This is a genomic window from Salipiger mucosus DSM 16094 (assembly GCF_000442255.1).
Lineage (GTDB): Bacteria > Pseudomonadota > Alphaproteobacteria > Rhodobacterales > Rhodobacteraceae > Salipiger > Salipiger mucosus.
In genome coordinates this window covers 160,448-182,087 of the sequence record NZ_KE557284.1, presented here as the reverse complement: position 1 = coordinate 182,087, position 21,640 = coordinate 160,448, and the positions used below count along the sequence as shown (strand labels likewise).

Genomic DNA, 21,640 nt, shown 5'->3' with positions numbered 1-21,640 from the left:
GATGCAGGCCCCGCGCGCGGGCGGCGCGGACGATCTCAAGCAGATTTCCGGGATCGGGCCGAAGCTGGAAGAGACGCTGAACGCGCACGGCTACTACCACTTCGACCAGATCGCGGCGTGGACACCGGCCGAGGTCGCCTGGGTCGATGCGACCCTGCCCGGCGTGGGCGGGCGCGCGGGCCGGGACAACTGGGTCGCGCAGGCCCGGGCGCAGGCCGCGCACTAGGCGCGGCCCGTTCAGGCGCTGGCGCGCTGGGGCGCGAGGCCGCGCAGTGCGCTGGCGGCGATCTCGTAGCTGCGCATGCGCGCGGTGTTGTCGTGCGCGGCGCCCGAGAGGATCAGCTCGTCGGGGCGGTAGCGGTCGATGATCGCGCCCAGCTGCTCGGCGACCTGCGCCTCGGTGCCCGTGGCCGAGACGCGCAGCGCGTGGTCGGCCATCGCGACGGCGCGCGGATCGGCCACCTGCGAGATGTCGTCCACCGGGCGCGGCAGCTTGCCCGGACGGCCGGTGCGCAGGTTGATGAAGGCCTGCTGCTGCGAGGTCTTCATGCGGCGCGCCGCGTCCTCGGTGTCGGCGGCCCAGACGTTGGCGGCGAGCATGAAGTGCGGCTCCTGCGTGACGCCGGGCTGGAAGCGTTCGCGGTAGATCTGCGAGGCCTGCTCGAGCGCGTCGGGCGCGAAGTGCGAGGCGAAGGCATAGGGCAGCCCGAGGTGCGCCGCGAGCTGCGCGCCGAACAGCGAGGAGCCGAGGATCCAGACCGGCACGTTGGTGCCCTCGCCCGGCACGGCGCGGATCTGCTGGCCCTCCTGCGCGTCCTGCAGCAGGCCGATGAGCTCGACCACGTCATCGGGGAAGCGGTCGCCCGAGGCATGGTTGCGGCGCAGCGCCATGGCGGTGGCCTGGTCCGAGCCGGGCGCCCGGCCGAGGCCGAGGTCGATGCGGCCCGGGTGGAGCGTTTCCAGCGTGCCGAACTGCTCGGCGATGACCAGCGGCGAGTGGTTGGGCAGCATGATGCCGCCCGCGCCGACGCGGATGCTTTCGGTGTGGGCGGCGACGTGGCCGATCAGCACCGAGGTCGCGGCCGAGGCGATGCCCGGCATGTTGTGGTGCTCGGCCAGCCAGTAGCGGGTGTAGCCCAGCTGCTCGGTCTTGCGGGCGAGCGCGACGGAGTTCGCGAGCGCGTCGGCCGGGGTGCCGCCGTCGGGCACGGTGGCGAGGTCGAGAACGGAAAACGGGATCATGTGGCGGCCTCCGGTGGTTGCCTGTCGCCCCGATGTAGGCCCCGCCCGCGCGGATTGCGACCCCCGCCGGCGGGCGGCCCTTAGCGCGGGGCCATGCGGATCGCGCCGTCGAGGCGGATGACCTCGCCGTTGAGCATGGGATTCTCGACGATGTGCAGCGCGAGGCGGGCGAATTCCGAGGGGTCGCCCAGACGCGAGGGAAAGGGCACCTGGCCGCCGAGGCTGTCGCGGACCTCTTCCGGCAAGCCCTGCATCAGCGGCGTGAGGAAGAGCCCCGGCGCGATGGCGCAGACGCGGATGCCATACTGCGCGAGATCGCGCGCCATGGGCAGCGTGAGGCCCACGACGCCGCCCTTGGAGGCGGAATAGGCCACCTGCCCCACCTGCCCCTCGTAGGCCGCGACCGAGGCGGTGTTGACGATGACGCCGCGGTTGCCGTCGGCGTCGAGAGGCTCGTTCCCGGCGATGAGGGCGGCGGCCTGGCTGGCGAGGTTGAAGGTGCCGGTGAGGTTCACGGCGATGGTCTTGGCGAAGGTCGCGGCATCGTGCGGCGCCCCGCGCGAGACGGTCTTGGCGCCGGGCGCGATGCCCGCGCAGCTGACGGCGATGTGAAGCGCGCCCTCGCGCTCCGTCACGCCCGCGAGCGCGGCGGCCACGCTGTCCGGATCGCTGACGTCGCATTCGGCGAAGTGGCCGCCGATCTGTTCGGCACGGGCCTGCCCGGCCTCGGCGTTCATGTCGAGGATGGTGACGCGGGCGCCGGCCTCGGCCAGGGCGCCGGCGGTGGCGCCGCCGAGGCCCGAGGCCCCGCCGCTGACCACGGCCACGGTGTCTTTGGTGATCTGCATGAAAAACCCTCCCGTCGTTTTCCGGGAGTTGACCCCGGATCGGACGGGAGGGCAAGGCGTCCGGCGGCACCGGACGCGGCGTGAGGCGCGGCCCCGCGAGGGGGCCGCGCCGATGTCAGAGCACTTCGCGCTCGGCCTGCAGGCCCTTCCAGATCGCCCAGCACATGACGAGCAGGACCAGCGTGAAGGGCAGACCGGTCGAGATCACCATGGACTGCAGCGAGGACAGACCGCCCGCCGAGAGCAGCAGCACGATGGCCACGGCGCCCTCGAAGACGCACCAGAACACACGCTGCGGCACCGGGGCGTCGACCTTGCCGCCGGCGGTGATGGTGTCGATCACGAGGCTGCCCGAGTCCGAGGAGGTCACGAAGAACACGATGACCAGCACGATCCCGATGAAGGAGGTGATCGACGAGAGCGGCATCACGTCAAGCATCTTGAAGAGCTTGAGCTCGAGGGCCGCGTCCTGTGCCACGGTGTAGCCGTCGGCGAGCACCTGGTTGATCGCGGCGCCGCCGAAGACGGCCATCCAGAGCACGCAGACCACCGAGGGGATCAGCAGCACGCAGGTGATGAACTCGCGCACCGAGCGGCCACGGCTGACGCGGGCGATGAACATGCCCACGAAGGGCGACCAGGAGATCCACCAGGCCCAGTAGAACGAGGTCCAGCCCTGCATGAAGTTGACGTCTTCACGGCCGACCGGGTTCGAGAGCGCCGGCAGGTACTGCAGGTAGGCGCCGAGGTAGTCGACGAAGCCGGTGAGCAGCAGGATCGTCGGCCCGGTCAGGAGCACGAAGATCAGCAGCAGCGCGGCGAGGCCCATGTTGATCTCGGAGAGCAGCTTGACGCCGCCGTCGAGACCGCGGAGCACCGAGATCAGCGCCACGCCGGTGATCGCGGTGATGAGGATCACCTCGGTCGTCTCGCCCACCGGGATGCCGAAGAGCTCGTTCAGGCCGGCGTTGGCCTGGGTCGCGCCGAGACCCAGCGAGGTCGCCAGACCGAAGAGCGTGGCGAAGACCGCGAGGGTGTCGATGATGTGACCCCACCAGCCCCAGACGCGCTCGCCCAGGAGCGGGTAGAAGGCCGAGCGGATCGAGAGCGGCAGGCCCTTGTTGTAGGAGAACAGTGCCAGCGCCAGGGCCACCACGGCGTAGATCGCCCAGGGGTGCAGGCCCCAGTGGAAGATGGTCGCGGCGAAGGCGAGGCGGACCGCCTCGTCCTGGTTCTCGCCCGCGGCGCCCAGCGGGGCCCAGTCGGTGCGCACGCCGTCCTCGCCGACCGCGGTGCCGCCGATGGAGGTGCCGAAGTGGCTCATGGGCTCGGAGACGCCGTAGAACATGAGGCCGATGCCCATGCCGGCGGCGAAGAGCATCGCGAACCAGCCGGTGTAGCTGTAGTCGGGCGTCGCTTCCTTGCCGCCGAGGCGGACCTTGCCGACCGGGGTGACGATCAGCAGCAGGCAGAAGAGGACGAAGATGTTGGCGGCACCGATGAAGAACCAGTCGAAGCCCTTGGTGACCGAGTTGAAGAGCCACTGGAAGACGGTCCCGGCCTGTTCCGGCAGGGCCAGCGTGTAGAAGGTGAAGGCGATCACCGAGATGCCCGAGATCAGGAACACCGGGTTGTGGATGTCGAGCCCGAAGGGGCCGATCGTCGTCTCGATGTTGTCCTGGCCGATCTCGTAATCGGTGTCGATGAGGCCCGCGGCGCCGTCAGGCGATGGGACCCCAATATCTTCTTCGGATGTGTCGCTCATGCGCGCAACTCCCTATCGTTGTTGTCTTGTGGAACGGTCCGCGCCTCAGCGCACGACCATGACCGACGCCTTGGAATGACCGGCGATCGTGCCGCCGTTCGACGGCCAGATGTAGTCGGTGACGTTGGGGATGTGGCTGGCCATGACCACCAGGTCCGCCCCGGTCTCGCCCACTGCCTTGAGCAGCGTGTCGTCGAGATCGATGGACGGGTCGTGGCTGGAATAGGCCTTGGATTCCGCGTCGGTTCCGTGCGCCTTGCCCTTTTCCTTGGCGAAGGCCTCGAGCTTTTCGGCGAATTCCGCCGGGGTATGGGCGATCGACGACGGCTGCTCCGTCGTCACGCCGACGTAGATCAGCGTGGCCCCGTAGTGTGCCGCCAGGTCCCCCGCCACGTCGAGCGCCTTTTCCAGCTTGTCGGCGTGGGTGAGATCGATCGGCACCATGATGCGATTGAACACGTGTCCCTCCTGTCATTGTCATCGGCCGCCGGCGGGCGGCAACCGTGAGCGGCAGCAAAGGCCGCGCCCCGCAAGGCACGGCCGGCTCCGCCGTCGAGACGGAGCCTTCAGGGGCTCCGTTCACGGTATCGTAACCCGAAAGCGGTAGGTGCCGCAAACGAACCGCCCACCTCAAGGTTCAAAAACGACATCCAGCGCCGCTTGCAAGCGATTGACTCGCAGGTCGTTGCAGGCATGGCAACCGGGCGAGGCCGGCTGCCCTGTCGTCAGGCGTTCACGTCGACGACCACGCGGCCCTTGACCTGGCCCTCGAGGATCTCGGCGCCGAGGCGCGGCAGGTCGGCCAGCGTCGCGGGCTGGACCATGGCCTCGAGCTTGTCCATCGGCAGGTCGCGGGCGACGCGCTGCCAGGCGCGCAGGCGATTGTCGTAGGGCTGCATGACGCTGTCGATGCCCAGCAGGTTCACGCCGCGCAGCAGGAAGGGAATGACCGTGGCGGGCAACTGCGGGCCGCCCGCGAGACCCACCGCCGAGACCGAGGCGCCGTATTTCATCTGCCCCAGCACGCGGGCGAGCATGCTGCCGCCCACGGCATCGACGCAGCCCGCCCCAGCTTTCGGTTTCCAGCGGGCGCTTGACCGTCTCGGCGAGATCGGCGCGCGGCACGATCTGCGTGGCGCCGAGGCTGCGCAGGTAGTCCTCCTGCTCGGGGCGGCCGGTGACGGCGGCGACCTCGTGGCCGAGGTTGGCGAGGATCGCCGTGGCGACCGAGCCCACGCCGCCGGCGGCCCCGGTGACCAGCACCGGGCCGTTGCCGGGTTTCAGACCGTGATCCTCGAGCGCCATGACCGCGAGCATCGCGGTGAAGCCCGCCGTGCCCACCGCCATCGCCTTCCGGGTGTCGAGCCCCTCGGGCAGCGGCACCAGCCAGTCGGCCTTGACCCGCGCCTTCTGGGAATAGCCGCCCCAATGCGCCTCGCCCACGCGCCAGCCGGTCAGCACGACCTTGTCGCCGGGCTTGTAGCGGTCGTCGGTGGAGCTTTCGACGGTGCCCGCGAAGTCGATGCCCGGGACGTGGGGATACTTGCGCACCAGCCCGCCGCCGGGGCCGATGCAGAGCCCGTCCTTGTAGTTGAGCGTGGAATATTCGACCGCGACGGTGACCTCGCCCTCGGGCAGGTCGCTGTCCTCGATCTGCGTGACGGCGGCGGAGGTCTTGCCGCTCTCGTCGTCCTTCTGAACCAGAAGCGCGTTGAAACTCATGCCCTCTCCCTTTCCTTGTCTCGTGGTCTGCCCTTCAAGCTAGGCCGTTTGCGGCGCGGATCACAGCCAGGGGCCCTCTTCCGGCATGAAGGCCAGGTCGGTGGTCCAGCCCGGCGCGCCCGCGGCGGTGGTCATGGCGTGAGCCTGCCCGCGGTGGTGCGTCTGGTGGTTGAACATGTGCATGACGCATTGCGCAAGCGATCGGCTCTGCTCGCGGCCGGTGGCGCCGGACATCCAGCGCAGGTCGCCCTGCAGGTCGACGGCGCGCAGCCCCTTGGCCCAGAGCAGCATCCGCGCGTCGAGGCGGTAGCGCTCGGCGGCCCAGGCGGCGAAGGTGGGCGTGCCGGTGGTGCTGCCGGGGATGCCGCCTTCGGGGGCGGGCCAGCCGGCGAAGCGGCTCATCCACATGCGGTCGCCCCAGAGCAGGTGATTGACGGTGGCGAAGATCGAGCCGAAATGCGCGCCCCGGTCGGCGCGCAGCGCGGCGTCGTCCAGCGTCTCGAGCGCGGCGCGCATCTGGCGGTTCTGCCAGGCGTTGTAGCGCGCCATCGTGAGCACCTGCTCGTGGGTCAGGATCATCGCCGCTCTCCCTTGCCCCTCATCGCCCCGCGCCGGGACCGGTCGCCCGACAGTAAAGGCCAGCCCCGGCCCGGCTGCAAGCACGGGCGCGCGGAGGTTTTCAGATCCGGGGGCGCCGCCGCGGCGTATAGAGAGAAACGTTCCCGTAACCCTGCCGCCCGAGGCCCCATGACCGAGTTCATCAATATCGCCATCGCCCTTCTGACCGTCGCGCTGGGCCTCTTCGGCTTCATCGCGCCGCGCTACACCGCGCGCGTGCTCGACATGGCGCCCACCGAGAGCACCATGGGCCTGAGCGAGCTGCGCGCCTCGGCGGGCGGGCTCTTCGTGGCGATGGGCGGGGCCTGCCTGCTGACCGGCGCCCCCTGGGCCTACGCGATGCTGGGCGTGGCCTATGCCGGCGCGGCGGCGGGGCGGCTGGTCTCGATGGTGGCGGACCGCCCGCCGCAGCCCAAGGCCGCGATGTGGTTCGCCTTCGAGGCCGGGCCCGCCGCCTGGCTGCTGGCCACGGCGCACCTGTGATGCGCCGCGCCCTGCCCCGGCCCGCACCTGGCGTCACGCAAGATTATGTCGCGGCGAAAGCCAAATACGCATTTCTGGGTATTCACAGCCGCGTGACGCTCTTATAGCGTCCAATGCGGTAAGCCCAGCTTACCAGATGCCCCGGGGAGGGGGTGTCGTGTACCAGGGAGGAGACATCATGAAAAAGTCGTTTACGGTGGCCGCGGCCGCCACCTTCGCGCTGTCCGGTGCGGCCAGTGCGCAGGAATTCTTCGAAATGACCTCGGGCTACGCCGAGAACCTGCCGATCCTCGGCACGGCCTCGGTGGCCTTCGTCGACAAGATCAACTCGATCTCGACCGAGGTGGAGTTCGAGCACTTCAACCCCGGCGAGCTGGTGCCTGCGCTCGAGATGCTTGACGCGACCTCGAACGGTTCGGTCGACGCGGCCTATTCGACCTCCGGCTACTGGCAGGGCAAGATGAACGCCGCCGGCCTCTTCGCCGCCGTGCCCTTCGGCCCCGAGCCGGGCGAGATGCTGGCCTGGATGCTCTACGACGACGGCATGACGTACTTCCAGCAGATGTACGACGACAACGGCTACAACGTGAAGGTCATCCTCTGCGGCATGTATGCCCCCGAGACCTCGGGCTGGTTCAAGGAAGAGATCACTTCGCTCGACGACCTGCAGGGCCTCAACATGCGCTTCTTCGGCCTGGGCGCCGAGGTGATGCAGAAGATCGGCGTGTCGACCTCGCTGCTGGCGGGCGGCGACATCTTCCCGGCGCTCGAGCGCGGCGCGATCGACGCGACCGAGTTCTCGATGCCGCTGGTGGACGCCAACCTGGGCTTCTACAACATCGCGAAGTACAACTACTTCCCCGGCTGGCACCAGCCCTCGACCATGTTCGAGCTGCTGATCAACAAGGACCGCTGGGAGGACCTGGACGAGCGCGCCCAGAACCAGATCGAGATCGCCTGCATGGCCAACCTCGCCGACAACTTCGCCGAGGGCGAGGCCAAGAACTTCCCGGCGATGAACGAGAACGTCGAGGAGCACGGCGTCGAGATCAAGAACTGGTCGGAGGAGCAGCTGCAGGCCTTCGAGACCGCCTGGCTCGAGGTCGCCGAGGAGCTGGCCGCCGAGGACCCCTTCTTCAAGGAGGTCTGGGACGACCTGCAGGAGTTCCGCGAGGGCTATGCCATCTGGGGCGACAACATCTACCTGCCGCGCCCCTACAACTCGGTCGCGGACCAGTAATCCAACATTGAAAGACGCAGGGGTTCCGGGGCGGCATCACGGCCGCCCCGGTGGCTTCTGAGCAGGAGGAGAGCGCAATGGCCGAGCAGCATGAGGTCGTCGCGGCGATATCCGATCCCGGCGAGATCGGGCGGGCGGAGCACAACGCGGGCGACAGGTTCGTGGTGGCGGTGTCGAACCTCGCCGCCTGGCTCTTCCCGATCCTGATGGTCGCCATCTGCGCGCAGGTCGTGCTGCGCACCTCGGGCGTCAACCAGGCCTGGCTGGACGACCTGCAGTGGTGGCTCTACGGCGCCGCGGTGCTGGTCGGGATCGCCTACGCGGTGACCACCAACAGCCACGTGCGCGTGGACATCTTCTACGACAATTTCGAGCAGAGAAAGCGCATCCGGACCGACATCCTCGGCCTCGGCTGGCTGTTCCTGCCCTTCATCATCCTGTGCTGGGACGTGACGCTGGACTACGCGCTGACCTCGATCCGCGCCGACGAGGGCTCGGACAGTCCCAACGGGCTGCACAACCTGTGGATCATGAAGGGGCTGATGAACCTCAGCTTCATCCTGATCGCGGTGGCGACCTGGTCGGCCTACGTGCGGCTGCTGGGCAAGCTCACCTATCCGCACCTCTGGAAGCAGCTGCTCTTCGCCTTCCCGGCCACGGCCTACGTGATGAACCTGGTCTTCTACTACGCGGTCTTCGGCGTCGCCTGGCTGATGAAGACCCCCGAGATGGACGCCCGCGACGTGGGCCGCACGGCCATCTTCGGCGAGATCGAATGGGGCCCCCACGAGATGCGCTACACGGTGCTCGCGGGGCTGGTGCTGGCGGTCCTCGCCATCGTGATCGCGCGCGCCGTCGCGCGCAAGAAGGAGGCCTGAGATGCTGAGCACCCTCGCCGATGTTCTCACCGTGAACGAGATCGCGGTGGCCTTCATGTTCGCCACCTTCATCTGGATGCTCTTCCGCGGCATCCCCGTGGCCTTCGCGCTGGTGGGCGTGAGCCTGCTCTTCGTGCTGGTGGCCGAGATCTTCCTCGACCCCTACCGCGGGACCCTGCGCGACCTCATGGGCTTCGACCGCACGGGCATCGACTACCGCCGGCTGCAGGCACTCTCCGGGCGCATCTTCGGCAACACGATCAAGAACCCGGTGCTCGTGGCGCTGCCGATGTTCATCTACATGGGGCTGATGCTCGACCAGTCGGGCGTGGCGCAGCGCATGATGCAGTCGATGCAGAAGCTCTTCGGCGGGCTGCGCGGGGGGCTGTCGCTGACCGTGCTGCTGATCGGCATCATCCTCGCGGCCTCGACCGGCGTGATCGGCGCCTCGGTGACCCTGCTGGGCGTGATGGCCCTGCCGGCGATGATGGCGCAGAACTACTCGAAACCCATCGCCACGGGCACGATCGCCAGCGCGGGCACGCTGGGGATCCTGATCCCGCCCTCGATCATGCTGGTCATCATGTCCGACCAGCTCGCGATCTCGCTGGGCGACCTCTTCATGGGCGCCCTCTTCCCGGGGCTGATCCTGGGCGCGCTCTACATCGTCTTCATCGTGATCTACGGGCTGATCTCGCCCGACGCCATGCCCGCGCCCGAGCGCACGGGCGGGATCGGCTGGGCGGAAGTCCGCGAGGTGCTGCTGGCGGTGGTGCCGCCGATGTTCCTGATCCTGCTGGTGCTGGGCTCGATCTTCATCGGCCTCGCAACCCCGACCGAGGCCTCGGGACTGGGCGCGCTGGGCGCCACGCTGCTGGCGCTGGCCAACCGCAAGCTCAACTGGAAGGTCTTCCGCGAGGTCGCGCGCTCGACGCTCAACACCTCGGGCTACATCGTCGGCATCTTCCTCGCGGCGAACTTCTTCGCCTACGTGCTGCGGCGCTACGGCGGCGACGAGATCGTGCAGGAGCTGGTGCTCTCGGCCTTCGGCGACCCCTACCTGACGGTGGCCTTCATCCTCTTCATCGTCTTCTGCCTGGGCTTCCTGCTGGACTGGATCGAGATCACCATCATCATCATGCCGCTGATGCTGCCGATCATCCACGGGCTCGATCTCGCGGTGCCGGGCTTCGACCAGGTCCGCGACCCGGCCGTGGTCTGGTTCGCGATCCTCGTGGCGGTGACGCTGCAGACCTCGTTCCTGACCCCGCCCGTGGGCTTCGCGCTCTTCTACCTGAAGGGGGTCTGCCCGCCGGGCGTGTCGCTTGCACACATCTACCGCGGGATCATCCCCTTCGTGCTGCTGCAGCTGCTGGGCCTCTTCATCGTCTTCGAGTTCCCGGCCCTGACCACATGGTTGCCGGCGGCGGCCTACGGGAACTGAGCGCGCCGTGGCGAGGGCGGATTGCGTATTTGGAACAAGAAGAAGACCCGGGCACCGCGCCCCTCTTCTTCTTGTTTTCAAATACGCCCGCCGGAGGCCCTCATCTGCCCCTTGAACACCGGAAGACCAGCGCCTATCTTAGCGATGTCCCGCAAGGGACTATGGGCATAAACGCGCATGAAATAAGCGGATCGGACCCGGGGGCGGTACCCGGCGGCTCCACCATAAACCCGTCGTTGGGGGGATCATGGGGCCGAAACAGGATCGACGAACGTGTAAAGATGTGGCTTTGTCCCGGTGAGATACCACCGTTATCGGTTCATTAAGCATAATTGCCAACGACAATCGTGCTCCGGTTGCAGTTGCCGCGTAAGCGGTAACAAGACCGAAACTTAAGCCCTTGCGCCTAGCAGCGTAAGGCGGGGTTCGCAGGCACCTGGCAACAGAAGCCTGCATTTCCTTCTCAACATGACGATTGACCGCCCCGCGGCGCGCTGCGAGCATCCGTTGCATGCTCAGATTGCTTGCCGCCCTGCTCTGTCTCGCCCCCGCCGCGCGGGCCTGCGAGACGGCGCTCGTGCTGGCGATGGATGTCTCGAACTCGGTCGATGTCGCGGAGTACCGGCTGCAGGCCGACGGGCTGGCCGATGCGCTCGAGGATCCCGAGATCGCCGAGATTCTCGTGCGCGACGGGGTGGCGCTCGCAGTGCTGCAATGGGCGGGCGCGGACCGGCAGCAGGTCTCGATCGGCTGGACGCGGATGCTGAGCCCCGCGCATGTCAGCGCCTTCGCGGCGCAGGCGCGCGCCATGGAGCGGGCCTTCGTGCTGTCGGACACGGCGCCTGCCTCGGCGCTGCACCGGGCGCTCGATCTTTTCTCGACGGCGCCCGACTGCGGGCGGCGCGTGGTCGATGTCTCGGGCGACGGCACGCCCAACGCGGGCGGCGCCATGGGCGGCGCGCGGCGGCGGGCCGAGCGCATGGGCGTCACCGTCAACGGCCTTGCGATCGAGGCGGCGGGCCGGGGCGTCGCCATCACCAATTTCTACGCCCGCAACCTCGTGACCCGCGACGGTTTCGTGATGACCGCGCGCGGGCACCGCAGCTACCCCGAGACCCTGCGCCGCAAGATCCTGCGCGAGATCTCGCGGGTGCTGGGGTGAGGCGATTCTCCCTCCCCGGTCGAGGGCGTGCCGGGGTGGGCGCACCCGGCACGGAGCGTCACGCGGTTGTCACGAAAGAGCCCCACAGCTTGCCCGTCATGCCCAGCCTTCCCGACCTCTTCCGCACCTTCGGCCGCATCGGCCTGCTCAGCTTCGGCGGACCCGCCGCGCAGATCGCGTTGATGCACCGCGTGCTGGTGGAGGAGCGCGGCTGGCTGACCGAGCGGCAGTTCCTCTCGGCGCTCTCCTTCTGCATGCTGCTGCCCGGCCCCGAGGCGATGCAGCTTTGCACCTATGCCGGCTGGCGGCTGCGCGGCACCGCGGGCGGACTGATCGCGGGCGCACTGTTCGTGCTGCCGGGCGCGCTGGTGATCGCGGCGCTGGCGGCGCTTTACGCGCTCTACGGCACGCGGCCCGCGACCGAGGCGCTGCTGCTGGGGGTCAAGGCCACGGTCATCGTCATCGTGGTGCAGGCGCTGGTGCGGCTGCGCGCGAAGGCGCTCCAGGCGCCCGGCGCGCCGGTGATCGCGGCGCTGGCCTTTGCCGCGCTCTACCTCGTGCAGGCCCCCTTTCCGCTGGTGATCGGCGCCGCCGCGCTCTGGGGCTGGCGCAGCGCGCAGGGAACGCCCCACCCCGCGCCGCCTGCCGAAAGCGCGCGCAACCTGCGCACCATCGCGGTCTGGGCGGCGCTCTGGCTCGCGCCGCTGCCGCTGCTGGCGCTTGCCGGGCAGGACCTGCTCTTCGACCTCGCCGCCTTCTTCGCCAAGCTCGCCGTGGTGAGCTTCGGGGGCGCCTATGCCGTGCTCGCCTACATGGCGCAGGAGGTCGTCGAGATCCGCGGCTGGCTGAGCCCCGCGCAGATGGCCGACGCGCTGGGGCTGGCCGAGACCACGCCCGGCCCGCTCATCCTCGTGACGCAGTTCACCGGCCAGCTCGCGGGCCATTTCGCCGGCGGCCCGGGGCTGGCGGCGGCGGCGAGCCTGCTGACGCTCTGGATGACCTTCACGCCCTGCTTCCTGTGGATCTTCGCCTTCGCGCCGCATCTCGAGCGGCTGCTCGCGCGGCCGGCGCTGCAGGGCGCGCTCTCGGCCATCACCGCCGCCGTGCTGGGGGTGATCGCGAACCTCTCGCTGTGGTTCGCGCTGAACGTGCTCTTCGCCGGGACGACCCGGCCGGAGGGCTGGCTCTCGCCCGTCCTGCCCCGGATCGAGACCTTCCGGCCCGAGGCGCTGGCGCTCGCGCTGCTGGCCGCCGTCCTGCTGCTCGGGCTGAAGCGGTCGATCCCGCTGACGCTGGCCGTGACGGCCGGTGCGGGCTGGGCGCTGGGCTGAGCCGGCACGTCGCGACCGAAATTTCCGGGCCCGCGGCCTTTTCCTCGCCGCCAAATCGAATATGGTGAGGCGGAAGACACAAGGATTGGTGGCATGTCCGGCGGCATCGACTATGGCAACCTCATGCACCGCGCCATGCGGTCGCTTATCAACGACGTTCTGACGGACGTTCAGGAACACGGCTTGCCCGGCGAGCATCACTTCTTCATCACCTTCGACACCCAGCACCCGGACGTGGAAATCGCCGACTGGCTGTCGGACCGCTATCCCGGCGAGATGACGGTGGTGATCCAGCACTGGTTCGACGCGCTCGAGGTGAACCCCGAGGGCTTCGCCGTGACGCTCAACTTCGGCGATGCGCCGGAGCGGCTCTATATCCCCTACGACGCGATCAAGACCTTCGTGGACCCCTCGGTGGAATTCGGCCTGCGATTCGAGACCCACGAGGACGAGGACGACGACGACGAGCCCACCCCGCCCGACGACGACCCGGACGGCGGCGAGGACGAGGGCCAGACCCACGACGCCGAGGTCGTCAGCCTCGACAAGTTCCGCAAGCACTGAGCGCCCGGACCGCGGGGCAGCGCTAACACCGCGCGTGCCCTGCATCTGGCCGTTGCCCTGCGCCCCCTCGGGCGGTATCGGGTATGCAACCGCATGCACGAGGAGGCAGAGATGGCCACGACCCGCACCGAAACCGACAGCTTCGGCCCGCTCGAGGTTCCCGCCGAGAAGTACTGGGGCGCGCAGACGCAGCGCTCGATCATGAACTTTCCCATCGGCTGGGAAAAGCAGCCGGTGCCGATCGTCCGCGCACTGGGCGTGGTCAAGAAGGCCTGCGCCATGGCCAACAAGGCCAGCGGCGCCATGGAGGCCGAGATCGCGGACGCGATCATCGCCGCCGCCGGCGAAGTGATCGAGGGCAAGTTCGACGACAACTTCCCGCTGGTGGTCTGGCAGACCGGCTCGGGCACGCAGTCGAACATGAACGCCAACGAGGTGATCTCAAACCGCGCGATCGAGATGCTGGGCGGCGAGATGGGCTCGAAAAAGCCCGTGCACCCCAACGATCACTGCAACATGGGCCAGTCGTCGAACGACACCTTCCCGACGGCCATGCACGTGGGCATCGCCATGCAGGCGCGCGACGGGCTGCTGCCCGACCTGCGCAAGCTGCACGCCGCGCTCGAGGCGAAGTCCGAGGAGTTCGCGGGCATCATCAAGATCGGCCGCACCCACACCCAGGACGCGACGCCGCTGACGCTGGGGCAGGAGTTCTCGGGCTACGCGCACCAGCTCAAGAAGGGCATCGAGCGGGTCGAGATCGCGCTTGCCGACATCTACGAGCTGGCGCAGGGCGGCACCGCCGTGGGCACCGGGCTCAACACCAAGAAGGGCTGGGCCGAGGAGGTCGCCGCCAACATGGCCGAGATCACCGGGCTGCCCTTCAAGACCGCGCCCAACAAGTTCGAGGCGCTGGCGGCGCATGACGCCATGGTGATGTTCTCGGGCGCGCTCAAGACCGTGGCGGCGAGCCTCTTCAAGATCGCCAACGACATCCGGCTGCTGGGCTCGGGCCCGCGCTCGGGCCTGGGCGAGCTGATCCTGCCGGAGAACGAGCCGGGCAGCTCGATCATGCCGGGCAAGGTGAACCCGACGCAGGCGGAAGCGCTGACCATGGTCTGCGCGCATGTCATGGGCAACGACGCGGCGGTCGGTTTCGCCGGCAGCCAGGGGCACTTCGAGCTCAACGTCTACAACCCGATGATGAGCTACAACGTGCTGCAGTCGATGCAGCTGCTGGGCGACAGCGCCTCGGCCTTCACCGACAACATGGTGGTGGGCATCCAGGCCAACGAGACGCGGATCGAGAAGCTGATGACCGAATCGCTGATGCTGGTCACGGCGCTGGCGCCGACCATCGGCTACGACAATGCCACCAAGGTCGCCAAGACCGCGCACAAGAACGGCACCACCCTGCGCGAGGAGGCCGTGGCGCTGGGCTTCGTCGACGAGGAGACCTTCGACCGGGTGGTGCGGCCCGAGCAGATGATCGGCCCCAAGGAGTGAGGGCCCCCTGCCCCGCGCGTGCCGCGCGCGGGGCAGGTTCCTGTTGCCGGATCACGGGCTTGCGCTATTCTTCCCGGCCATGAGCAACGTCATCAACCTCAATCGCTTCCGCAAGCAGAAGGCGCGCGACGAGAAACGCGCGACGGCCGACGAGAACGCCGCCAAGCACGGCCGCTCGAAGGCGGAGAAGGCTCAGGAGCGCGCCCGCACGGAGCGGGCCGAGCGCGACCTGGACGGCGCAAAGCTCGACGAATGAGCGGGCGGCCGGTCAAACGGTCCCTCACCCTGCGCGGCCACCGGACTTCGGTCTCGCTGGAGGAGGACTTCTGGCAGGAGTTTCGTGCCATTGCCCGCGACGACGGCAAGGCGCTGAACGAGCTCGCCGCCGAGGTCGACGAGCAGCGCGGGCTCGAAGCCGGATTGGCCTCGGCCATCCGGGTCTACGTGCTGAACCGGGTCAAGGGACGCGCCACCGGCTGAGGGGCGCGAAATTCTTTCGGCAAAATAAATTCAATTCCTTTGCAAGGAATTTGGCGGCGCGCTCTCCGGCCGGGGGGCCGGGTCCGGAGGGCGTGCCGGGCGTATTTGGAACAAGAAGAAGCGCGGGGGTGGTGCGGGCGCCCCAGCGGGGCGCCCGGGATCAGACCGCGGCCAGCTTCTTTTCGCGGGCCTCGCGCAGGCGGGCGAAGTCGTCGCCGGCGTGGTAGCTCGAGCGGGTCAGCGGCGTTGCCGAGACCATCAGGAAGCCCTTGCCGAAGGCCGATTTCTCGTAGTTGCGGAACTCGTCCGGGGTGACGAAACGGTCGACCGCGTGGTGCTTGGGCGTCGGCTGCAGGTACTGGCCGATGGTCAGGAAATCCACGTCCGCCGCGCGCATGTCGTCCATGATCTGCACGACCTGTTCGCGGGTCTCGCCGAGGCCGACCATGATGCCGGACTTGGTGAACACCGAGGGGTCCTGCTCCTTGACCCGCTGAAGCAGGCGCAGCGAGTGGAAGTAGCGCGCGCCGGGGCGGACCGAGGGGTAGAGGCCCGGCACCGTCTCGAGGTTGTGGTTGAAGACGTCGGGTTTCGCCGCGACGACCACCTCGAGCGCCTCGGGGCCGCACTTGAGGAAGTCCGGCGTCAGGATCTCGATCGTGGTGCCGGGCGAGCGGTGGCGGATGGCGCGGATGGTCTGGGCGAAATGCTCCGCCCCGCCGTCGTCGAGGTCGTCGCGGTCGACCGAGGTGATGACCACGTGGTTCAGGCCCAGCTTCTCGACCGCGTCGGCGACGCGGCCCGGCTCGAAGACGTCGAGGGTCTCGGGCCGGCCGGTGGCGATGTTGCAGAAGGTGCAGCCGCGGGTGCAGATGTCGCCCATGATCATCATGGTGGCGTGGCCCGCGTTCCAGCATTCGCCGGCGTTGGGGCAGCCTGCCTCTTCGCAGACGGTGTGCAGGTTGTGCTCGCGCAGGATGCGGCGGGTGGAGTTGTAGCCCTCGCCGCCGGGCGCCTTGACGCGGATCCACTCCGGCTTCTTCGGCTGCGGATTGTCCTTGCGGTGCGCCTTTTCCGGGTGGCGCTGGTCCGGGATCTTGAGGTCTCGCAAAACGTTCGTCCCCGCGATGTGGGTGTCCTTCGCCGCGTAACATAGACCCTTCGGGCGCGAGGTGCCAGTGCCCTTGCCGGCCTGCGACGGGGGCGCCCGTTTTCCGGGTCAGGCGCCGCCGCCGCGGGCGCGGGCCGGGCGGGGGCGCGGCGCGGGCCCGGGCGAGGCTTGCGGTCGCGCGCGGTGCGTCCTATTCCGGCCGCAGGGAGGAGCCGATCGTCAAAGGAGTTCATTGATGAAACCCGGAGTCGCCCTTCCCGAGGTCACCTTCCGCACCCGCGTCCGCGACGAATCCGTCGGCGGGACCAACCCCTTCCGCTGGCAGGACATGACCACGGCCGACTATTTCAAGGGCAAGCGCGTGATCCTCTTCTCGCTGCCCGGCGCCTTCACGCCGACCTGCTCGACCTACCAGCTGCCCGGCTTCGAGAAGAACGCGCAGACCTTTGCCGAGCACGGCATCGACGAGATCTACTGCATGTCGGTGAACGACAGCTTCGTGATGAACAAGTGGGCCGAGGCGCAGGGCCTGCAGGCCGTGAAGGTCATCCCCGACGGCTCGGGCGAGTTCACCCGCCGCATCGGCATGCTGGTGGCCAAGGACAACCTGGGCTTCGGGATGCGGTCGTGGCGCTATGCCGCCGTGGTCAACGACGGCGTGATCGAGGCCTGGTTCGAGGAGCCGGGACTCTGCGACAACCACGGCGAGGATCCCTACGGCGTGTCGAGCCCGGAGACCCTGCTCGACTACCTGGCCCAGGCCGAGAAGACCGAGGCGGCCTGAAGCCGCCCTTGGCATCGGGGACGATGGCTCCGGTGACCAACGTGAGGCCGGCTCTCGGGATTTGAGGTGAAACGACAAGGGGCGGCGCAATCGCGCCGCCCCTCTTTTTGTGGCCGGTGGGCGCGGGTCAGCCGATGAGCCCGCCGCCCGGGCCGATCGCCACCTCATAGTGGCGGTGGAGCCGCTGCAGTGCGATGCGCAGGACGACCTTGCCCGAGCGTGCCGCCCAGCCCATGCGCTTTTCCGTGGTCTCGAGCCCCTCTAGGTAGCAGCAGCAGTGCAGCGCCACGTCGCCGAGGCCCGGGCCCAGCTCGCGCAGGGCCGCGGTGAGCCGGGTGCGGGCCGCCTCGGGGCCGTGGCCGGGTTGCGGCGCGAGGCCGCCCTCGATGCCGGCGGTCAGGAACCGGTCCCAGTTCTGGGTGGTCCGCGGGCCCATCTGCGCGAGCTCGAAATCCTCGCGCAGGCGTTCGCCGGCGCGCACCAGATCCTCGGCAAGGAAGGGCGTGCCGTCACGGTCGCGCCGCCGCGCGAGCGCGGCGAGCGGGCTTTCGGCGATGACGTGGCGGCGGCGGCGCGGGTCGGCGTCTTCGGCGGCCATCGCCGCCTCGGCCGCCTGGCCGCTGTCGAAGCCGGCCTGCGCCTCGGAAAAGCCGCGCAGGCGTGTCTCGTGCTCGGCCAGGAGCTTGCTGAGCGCGCCCCGGCCCGCGCCGGTGATGTGGTAGCGCGAGATGCGCCCCGGCGCGTCGCAGGCGATCCAGCCCTTGAGCGCCAGCGCCTGGGCGATCTCGGCATCGACCACGGCGGTGCGGGTCGAGCCGCCGTCGCCGGTGTCGCGCACGACCACCGCCTTGTCCATCTCGGCGGCCACGGCAAGGACCGCGCCTGTCTCGCACATGCGGCGAAGAACGCGCCGGGCCTCGCGGGCCAGGGTCGCCGCGTCCGGTACCTGGTTGCCAACGGGTTGCTGTTGCATCCGCTCGGTCTCCTTTCTGGATTGGTCCGCGCGCAGGCCCTCCGCCGGGCGGCCGAGGCGGCGCAGCGCGCCATCGACAAGCGGGTCGTCTCGCAGGGTCTCGATGCGGCGCACCTGTCGGAGCACCGTCGAGGCATGCCGCCCGGCCTCGCGTGCGAGTTGTCGTATGGCCGCGCCGCCCTCGGTATGTGCGAGGTAGAGCCGGGCGTCCTCCGGCACCCACGACGGGATGCGATCGCTCAGATCGCGGTCAGCGCGGCAGAACATCTCGGCGTTCCCTCAACCATGATTTCATCCACAGATTTATCCCCAACGATCTGCAACCTAGGCGGGCAAAGATTACCCCTTAGTTAACAATGCACTGGCACAGAACAATTTATCGACAAATTATAAACAACATTGAACTTACCGACCGCGTGTCCGGGCGGTCCGGCAACACCGCGACGGGGCGTGCAAGATGACCGGGACCAAGCCAACAAGGGACCGGAACGATGAAAGATCTGCTGAGCCTCGTGAAAACCCTGCGCCGCCCCCGCCTGCTGGTTCGGGCTGCCCGCATCGGGGCCGAGGATTACCGCCGCGAGGCGCGGTTGCCGCGCCTGCTGGGACTGGCCGCCCTGCCCCGCAGCGCGTCGGCGCTGCTGCAGCTGATGGAGTTGGAGGCCGACCTGGACGAGAGCCGCCGACGGGGCGACGCGACCTATTCGGTCACGCGCCACGTCGAGGTGCTCTCGGCGGTCATGGGCGAGTCGCGGCGGCTGCGCGCCGCGGGCGAGCGCGGCGCGGCCGGGCTTACATGAAGCTGTCGGGCACCGCGGCCTTCTTGCGGGCGACGAAGTCGGTCAGCGACTCGGCGATGCCCGGGTCCATCGGCGGGGCCTCGTAGCTCGCGAGGAGCTTCGCGACGCGGCGGCCCGCCAGTTCGGGCGTCTCGGCGCCGCCCTCTTCGATCCAGGTCTCGTAGGGCTTGTAGTCGAAGACCTCCGAGCGCCAGAAGGCGGTCTTGAAATGCTTCTGGGTGTGGGCGCAGCCGAGGTAGTGACCGCCGGGGCCGACCTCGCGGATGGCGTCCATGGCGAGGCTGTCCTCGTCCACGCGCACGCCCGCCGCCATGCGGTGCAGCGCGCCGAGCTGGTCGGCGTCCATGACGAACTTCTCGTAGGAGGCGACGAGCCCCCCTTCGAGCCAGCCGCAGGAATGCAGCATGAAGTTCACGCCCGAGAGCAGGCCCACGTTCAGCGTGTTCGCGGTTTCGTAGGCGGCCTGCGCGTCGGGCAGCTTGGCGCCGCAGAAGGAGCCCGCCGAGCGGAACGGCAGGCCGAGGCGCCGGGCGAGCTGGCCGGCGCCGTAGGTGATCTGCGCGGCCTCGGGGGTGCCGAAGGTGGGCGCGCCCGAGTTCATGTCGATCGAGGTGACGAAGGCGCCGAAGATCACCGGCGCGCCGGGGCGCACGAGCTGGGAGTAGGCGACGCCGGCCATGACCTCGGCCAGCACCTGGACCAGCGTGCCCGCGACCGAGACCGGCGCCATCGCGCCGCCCACGATGAAGGGCGAGACGATGCAGGCCTGGTTGTTGGCGGCATAGACCTCGAGCGCGCCGACCATGACCTCGTCGAAGGTGAGCGGCGAGTTGATGTTGATGAGCGAGGTCATCACCGTGTTGTCCTGCACGAACTGCTCGCCGAAGAGCAGGCCGCACATCTCGACGCAGTCCTCGGCGCGCGAGGGATCGGTGACCGAACCCATGAAGGGCTTGTCCGAGAGCGTCATGTGCGCGTGCACCATGTCGAGGTGGCGCTTGTTCACCGGCACGTCCGTGGGCTCGCAGACGGTGCCGCCGGAGTGGTGCAGCCAGCGCGACATCTGCCCGAGCTTCACGAAGTTGCGGAAGTCCTCGAGCTTGGCGTAGCGGCGGCCGCCTTCCATGTCGTGCACGAAGGGCGGGCCGTAGACCGGGGCGAGCACGAGGTTCTTGCCGCCGATCTCGACGCTGCGCTCGGGGTTGCGGGCGACCTGCGTGAACTTGGCCGGTGCCGTGGCGCAGAGCTGGCGCGCAAGGCCGCGCGGCAGGCGCACGCGCTCGGCGTCGACCGAGGCCCCGGCGGCGCGCCAGCGCTCGAGCGCGCCGGGGTTGTTGACGAAGTTGACGCCGATCTCTTCCAGCACGGTCTCGGCGTGGTGCTCGATGGCCTCGAGCGCCTCGGCGTCGAGCACCTCGAAGAGCGGGATGTTGCGTTCGATGTATTTCGCGGTCTCGACCGAGGCGTTGCCCCGCTCGGCACGCCGGGCAGCGCCGCCGCCGCCGCGTGTCCGTCTCCGTGTGGTCGCCGGTTCGCCCATGTCCGTTCTCCGCGCCGTTTCCCGGACCCTAGCCCGACTGCGCCCCTCGTTTTGTCGCGATTGCGGCGCATGACGGGGAAAAGCGACATTCCGTGGCGGCCCCTGCCCCGCGATGCGCGAGATCAAGGCGCGCAACCGGGGCCGGTGGCAGGATGCGCGCGGAGGATCGGATCATGCCGCTGGATCGCAGGAAGAAGAAGCCGCTGATGGGTCTCGTGGGCGGCATCGGCGTGGTCACGGGGCTGGCGGGCGCCGTGGGACTGCTGCCCGGACCGCTGGCCATCGTGCTGACCTTCGGGATCTGGATCATAGGCGCGTTGATCGTCGAGCTGATCTTTGCCTGATCGCCGGGTTTGACCGCCGCGCCGCCGCGGGGCACGATGCGGGCCGGAGGAGGCGCGCGCGAGGCGCGCGCAAGGACGAAGGAGGCGACCATCACGCCCGACGGCAAGCCACGCAAGGCGCTCGATTCCGCCGAGATGGGCGCGATCGCGCATCTCTACCGCGGCGAGGTCTACCGCAGCACGATCTGGCGCACGCGGCTCGACACCACGACGAACTGGGCGGTGGTGACGCTGGGGGTCGCGCTGTCGATCTCCTATGCCGCGCCGGGGGCCTCGCCGCTGCCGCTGGTGCTGGTGGGCGTGCTGATCATCTTCTTCCTCGTGCTCGAGGCGCGGCGCTATCGCTACTTCAACGTCTGGCGCGCCCGGGCGCGCTGGCTGGAGACGCATTTCTACGCGCCGATGCTGTCGGAGGGCGACCTGCACCTCGAGGAGGACTGGCAGACGGTGCTGGCCAACGACTACCTGCGGCCGCGTTACCACGTCAGCTTCATGGTGGCCGTCGGGCGGCGGATCCGGCGCAACTACCTGTGGATCCTGCTGATCCAGAGCCTCGCCTATGCCGGCAAGATCATGGTGCACCCGACGGCGGTCAACTCGCTGGCCGAGGCGATCGACCGCGCAGACGCGGGGCCCATCCCCGGCGAGGTCATGATCGGGATCGGCGTGTTCTATGTCGTGAGCTGGTCGGGCATCGCCATGTGGTCCAAGCGCGACGATCTGCAGCGCAACAAGGCGCGGGGACGGGCGAAATCCGACTCCATGGGCTGAGCGGCGGGCCATGGCTCTTGCGCGCCCCGCGCGG

Annotated in this window: 22 protein-coding genes, 1 other RNA gene and 2 pseudogenes; 16 read left to right on the top strand and 9 right to left on the bottom strand. The window is 69.0% G+C overall.

The window, feature by feature from the left end; all coding sequences use genetic code 11:
• Positions 1 to 226, top strand: a pseudogene (locus SALMUC_RS30725) (helix-hairpin-helix domain-containing protein); the annotation flags it as partial.
• Positions 227 to 237: 11 nt separating this feature from the next.
• Here the strand turns inward: SALMUC_RS30725 and SALMUC_RS24265 are convergent.
• From SALMUC_RS24265 to SALMUC_RS24240, 6 genes and pseudogenes are all read right to left on the bottom strand, one after another.
• Positions 238 to 1,242, bottom strand: coding sequence for an LLM class flavin-dependent oxidoreductase (locus SALMUC_RS24265; RefSeq protein ID WP_020043359.1), 1,005 nt, complete (start codon positions 1,240 to 1,242; stop codon positions 238 to 240).
• A gap of 80 nt (positions 1,243 to 1,322) precedes the next feature.
• Positions 1,323 to 2,090: an SDR family NAD(P)-dependent oxidoreductase gene (locus tag SALMUC_RS24260; protein WP_020043360.1), complete on the bottom strand. Its 768-nt coding sequence runs from the start codon at positions 2,088 to 2,090 to the stop codon at positions 1,323 to 1,325.
• A gap of 115 nt (positions 2,091 to 2,205) precedes the next feature.
• The gene (locus SALMUC_RS24255) at positions 2,206 to 3,855 is read right to left on the bottom strand and encodes a BCCT family transporter (protein ID WP_020043361.1); all 1,650 of its coding nucleotides are present in this window, start codon (positions 3,853 to 3,855) and stop codon (positions 2,206 to 2,208) included.
• Between the two features lie 45 nt (positions 3,856 to 3,900).
• Positions 3,901 to 4,314, bottom strand: a complete 414-nt coding sequence (locus tag SALMUC_RS24250; RefSeq protein WP_020043362.1) for a universal stress protein — start codon at positions 4,312 to 4,314, stop codon at positions 3,901 to 3,903.
• Positions 4,315 to 4,580: 266 nt separating this feature from the next.
• Positions 4,581 to 5,577 (bottom strand): annotated as a pseudogene (acuI, locus tag SALMUC_RS24245) (acryloyl-CoA reductase).
• Positions 5,578 to 5,637: 60 nt separating this feature from the next.
• Entirely contained in the window at positions 5,638 to 6,156 is a 519-nt protein-coding gene (locus tag SALMUC_RS24240; protein WP_020043364.1) for a DinB family protein, read from the bottom strand.
• 168 nt (positions 6,157 to 6,324) lie between these two features.
• On the opposite strand from SALMUC_RS24240, the gene SALMUC_RS24235 reads away from it, so the two are divergent.
• The 11 genes from SALMUC_RS24235 (at position 6,325) to SALMUC_RS24190 (ending at position 15,283) form a co-directional block, all read left to right on the top strand.
• Positions 6,325 to 6,678 carry a DUF4345 family protein gene (locus tag SALMUC_RS24235; RefSeq protein WP_020043365.1) on the top strand — a complete coding sequence of 118 codons (354 nt, stop codon included), beginning with the start codon at positions 6,325 to 6,327 and terminating at the stop codon, positions 6,676 to 6,678.
• A 178-nt stretch (positions 6,679 to 6,856) separates the two neighbouring features.
• The gene (locus SALMUC_RS24230) at positions 6,857 to 7,918 is read left to right on the top strand and encodes a TRAP transporter substrate-binding protein (RefSeq protein ID WP_020043366.1); all 1,062 of its coding nucleotides are present in this window, start codon (positions 6,857 to 6,859) and stop codon (positions 7,916 to 7,918) included.
• A 77-nt stretch (positions 7,919 to 7,995) separates the two neighbouring features.
• Positions 7,996 to 8,796, top strand: a complete 801-nt coding sequence (locus SALMUC_RS24225; protein ID WP_020043367.1) for a TRAP transporter small permease subunit — start codon at positions 7,996 to 7,998, stop codon at positions 8,794 to 8,796.
• A 1-nt stretch (position 8,797) separates the two neighbouring features.
• The gene (locus SALMUC_RS24220) at positions 8,798 to 10,240 is read left to right on the top strand and encodes a TRAP transporter large permease (RefSeq protein WP_020043368.1); all 1,443 of its coding nucleotides are present in this window, start codon (positions 8,798 to 8,800) and stop codon (positions 10,238 to 10,240) included.
• Between the two features lie 107 nt (positions 10,241 to 10,347).
• Positions 10,348 to 10,697: a transfer-messenger RNA gene (gene ssrA / locus SALMUC_RS29310) on the top strand.
• 54 nt (positions 10,698 to 10,751) lie between these two features.
• Positions 10,752 to 11,402: a DUF1194 domain-containing protein gene (locus SALMUC_RS24215; protein ID WP_020043369.1), complete on the top strand. Its 651-nt coding sequence runs from the start codon at positions 10,752 to 10,754 to the stop codon at positions 11,400 to 11,402.
• Between the two features lie 98 nt (positions 11,403 to 11,500).
• Positions 11,501 to 12,733 (top strand): chromate efflux transporter, encoded by a 1,233-nt coding sequence (chrA, locus tag SALMUC_RS24210; protein WP_020043370.1) that lies wholly within the window; start codon positions 11,501 to 11,503, stop codon positions 12,731 to 12,733.
• Between the two features lie 93 nt (positions 12,734 to 12,826).
• The gene (locus tag SALMUC_RS24205; RefSeq protein ID WP_020043371.1) at positions 12,827 to 13,297 is read left to right on the top strand and encodes an SspB family protein; all 471 of its coding nucleotides are present in this window, start codon (positions 12,827 to 12,829) and stop codon (positions 13,295 to 13,297) included.
• A 111-nt stretch (positions 13,298 to 13,408) separates the two neighbouring features.
• Positions 13,409 to 14,803 (top strand): class II fumarate hydratase, encoded by a 1,395-nt coding sequence (fumC, locus tag SALMUC_RS24200; protein WP_020043372.1) that lies wholly within the window; start codon positions 13,409 to 13,411, stop codon positions 14,801 to 14,803.
• Between the two features lie 79 nt (positions 14,804 to 14,882).
• Positions 14,883 to 15,059, top strand: coding sequence for a DUF4169 family protein (locus tag SALMUC_RS24195; RefSeq protein ID WP_020043373.1), 177 nt, complete (start codon positions 14,883 to 14,885; stop codon positions 15,057 to 15,059).
• Positions 15,056 to 15,283 carry a ribbon-helix-helix domain-containing protein gene (locus SALMUC_RS24190; RefSeq protein ID WP_020043374.1) on the top strand — a complete coding sequence of 76 codons (228 nt, stop codon included), beginning with the start codon at positions 15,056 to 15,058 and terminating at the stop codon, positions 15,281 to 15,283. Before SALMUC_RS24195 ends, SALMUC_RS24190 begins: the two co-directional genes overlap by 4 nt.
• Before the next feature lie 160 nt (positions 15,284 to 15,443).
• Here the strand turns inward: SALMUC_RS24190 and lipA are convergent, their stop codons facing one another.
• Entirely contained in the window at positions 15,444 to 16,394 is a 951-nt protein-coding gene (lipA, locus tag SALMUC_RS24185) for a lipoyl synthase (RefSeq protein WP_020043375.1), read from the bottom strand.
• A 235-nt stretch (positions 16,395 to 16,629) separates the two neighbouring features.
• On the opposite strand from lipA, the gene SALMUC_RS24180 reads away from it, so the two are divergent.
• Entirely contained in the window at positions 16,630 to 17,178 is a 549-nt protein-coding gene (locus SALMUC_RS24180; protein ID WP_020043376.1) for a peroxiredoxin, read from the top strand.
• A 127-nt stretch (positions 17,179 to 17,305) separates the two neighbouring features.
• On the opposite strand, the gene SALMUC_RS24175 is transcribed toward SALMUC_RS24180, so the two are convergent.
• Positions 17,306 to 18,418 carry a DUF6456 domain-containing protein gene (locus SALMUC_RS24175; RefSeq protein ID WP_021120927.1) on the bottom strand — a complete coding sequence of 371 codons (1,113 nt, stop codon included), beginning with the start codon at positions 18,416 to 18,418 and terminating at the stop codon, positions 17,306 to 17,308.
• 224 nt (positions 18,419 to 18,642) lie between these two features.
• Between SALMUC_RS24175 and SALMUC_RS24170 the strand changes: the two genes are divergently transcribed.
• Complete coding sequence (locus SALMUC_RS24170; protein ID WP_020041584.1) at positions 18,643 to 18,951, top strand: DUF6477 family protein; 309 nt, start codon at positions 18,643 to 18,645, stop codon at positions 18,949 to 18,951.
• On the opposite strand, the gene SALMUC_RS24165 is transcribed toward SALMUC_RS24170, so the two are convergent.
• Complete coding sequence (locus tag SALMUC_RS24165) at positions 18,944 to 20,491, bottom strand: trimethylamine methyltransferase family protein (protein WP_020041583.1); 1,548 nt, start codon at positions 20,489 to 20,491, stop codon at positions 18,944 to 18,946. The genes SALMUC_RS24170 and SALMUC_RS24165 overlap by 8 nt on opposite strands.
• Positions 20,492 to 20,664: 173 nt before the next feature.
• Here SALMUC_RS24165 and SALMUC_RS24160 point away from each other — a divergent pair, with 173 nt between their 5' ends.
• Both SALMUC_RS24160 and SALMUC_RS24155 read left to right on the top strand, forming a co-directional pair.
• Entirely contained in the window at positions 20,665 to 20,835 is a 171-nt protein-coding gene (locus SALMUC_RS24160) for a hypothetical protein (RefSeq protein WP_021120925.1), read from the top strand.
• A gap of 36 nt (positions 20,836 to 20,871) precedes the next feature.
• Positions 20,872 to 21,606: a DUF2270 domain-containing protein gene (locus tag SALMUC_RS24155; RefSeq protein ID WP_021120924.1), complete on the top strand. Its 735-nt coding sequence runs from the start codon at positions 20,872 to 20,874 to the stop codon at positions 21,604 to 21,606.
• Positions 21,607 to 21,640 lie beyond the last annotated feature (34 nt).

What these genes read in the sequence shown, in the direction of transcription:
- SALMUC_RS24265 (WP_020043359.1), bottom strand. Translation starts at nt 1,242, where the DNA reads ATGATCCCGTTTTCCGTTCTCGACCTCGCCACCGTGCCCGACGGCGGC.
- SALMUC_RS24260 (WP_020043360.1), bottom strand. Translation starts at nt 2,090, where the DNA reads ATGCAGATCACCAAAGACACCGTGGCCGTGGTCAGCGGCGGGGCCTCG.
- SALMUC_RS24255 (WP_020043361.1), bottom strand. Translation starts at nt 3,855, where the DNA reads ATGAGCGACACATCCGAAGAAGATATTGGGGTCCCATCGCCTGACGGC.
- SALMUC_RS24240 (WP_020043364.1), bottom strand. Translation starts at nt 6,156, where the DNA reads ATGATCCTGACCCACGAGCAGGTGCTCACGATGGCGCGCTACAACGCC.
- SALMUC_RS24235 (WP_020043365.1), top strand. Translation starts at nt 6,325, where the DNA reads ATGACCGAGTTCATCAATATCGCCATCGCCCTTCTGACCGTCGCGCTG.
- SALMUC_RS24230 (WP_020043366.1), top strand. Translation starts at nt 6,857, where the DNA reads ATGAAAAAGTCGTTTACGGTGGCCGCGGCCGCCACCTTCGCGCTGTCC.
- SALMUC_RS24225 (WP_020043367.1), top strand. Translation starts at nt 7,996, where the DNA reads ATGGCCGAGCAGCATGAGGTCGTCGCGGCGATATCCGATCCCGGCGAG.
- SALMUC_RS24220 (WP_020043368.1), top strand. Translation starts at nt 8,798, where the DNA reads ATGCTGAGCACCCTCGCCGATGTTCTCACCGTGAACGAGATCGCGGTG.
- SALMUC_RS24215 (WP_020043369.1), top strand. Translation starts at nt 10,752, where the DNA reads ATGCTCAGATTGCTTGCCGCCCTGCTCTGTCTCGCCCCCGCCGCGCGG.
- chrA (WP_020043370.1), top strand. Translation starts at nt 11,501, where the DNA reads ATGCCCAGCCTTCCCGACCTCTTCCGCACCTTCGGCCGCATCGGCCTG.
- SALMUC_RS24205 (WP_020043371.1), top strand. Translation starts at nt 12,827, where the DNA reads ATGTCCGGCGGCATCGACTATGGCAACCTCATGCACCGCGCCATGCGG.
- fumC (WP_020043372.1), top strand. Translation starts at nt 13,409, where the DNA reads ATGGCCACGACCCGCACCGAAACCGACAGCTTCGGCCCGCTCGAGGTT.
- SALMUC_RS24195 (WP_020043373.1), top strand. Translation starts at nt 14,883, where the DNA reads ATGAGCAACGTCATCAACCTCAATCGCTTCCGCAAGCAGAAGGCGCGC.
- SALMUC_RS24190 (WP_020043374.1), top strand. Translation starts at nt 15,056, where the DNA reads ATGAGCGGGCGGCCGGTCAAACGGTCCCTCACCCTGCGCGGCCACCGG.
- SALMUC_RS24180 (WP_020043376.1), top strand. Translation starts at nt 16,630, where the DNA reads ATGAAACCCGGAGTCGCCCTTCCCGAGGTCACCTTCCGCACCCGCGTC.
- SALMUC_RS24175 (WP_021120927.1), bottom strand. Translation starts at nt 18,418, where the DNA reads ATGTTCTGCCGCGCTGACCGCGATCTGAGCGATCGCATCCCGTCGTGG.
- SALMUC_RS24170 (WP_020041584.1), top strand. Translation starts at nt 18,643, where the DNA reads ATGAAAGATCTGCTGAGCCTCGTGAAAACCCTGCGCCGCCCCCGCCTG.
- SALMUC_RS24165 (WP_020041583.1), bottom strand. Translation starts at nt 20,491, where the DNA reads ATGGGCGAACCGGCGACCACACGGAGACGGACACGCGGCGGCGGCGGC.
- SALMUC_RS24160 (WP_021120925.1), top strand. Translation starts at nt 20,665, where the DNA reads ATGCCGCTGGATCGCAGGAAGAAGAAGCCGCTGATGGGTCTCGTGGGC.
- SALMUC_RS24155 (WP_021120924.1), top strand. Translation starts at nt 20,872, where the DNA reads ATGCGGGCCGGAGGAGGCGCGCGCGAGGCGCGCGCAAGGACGAAGGAG.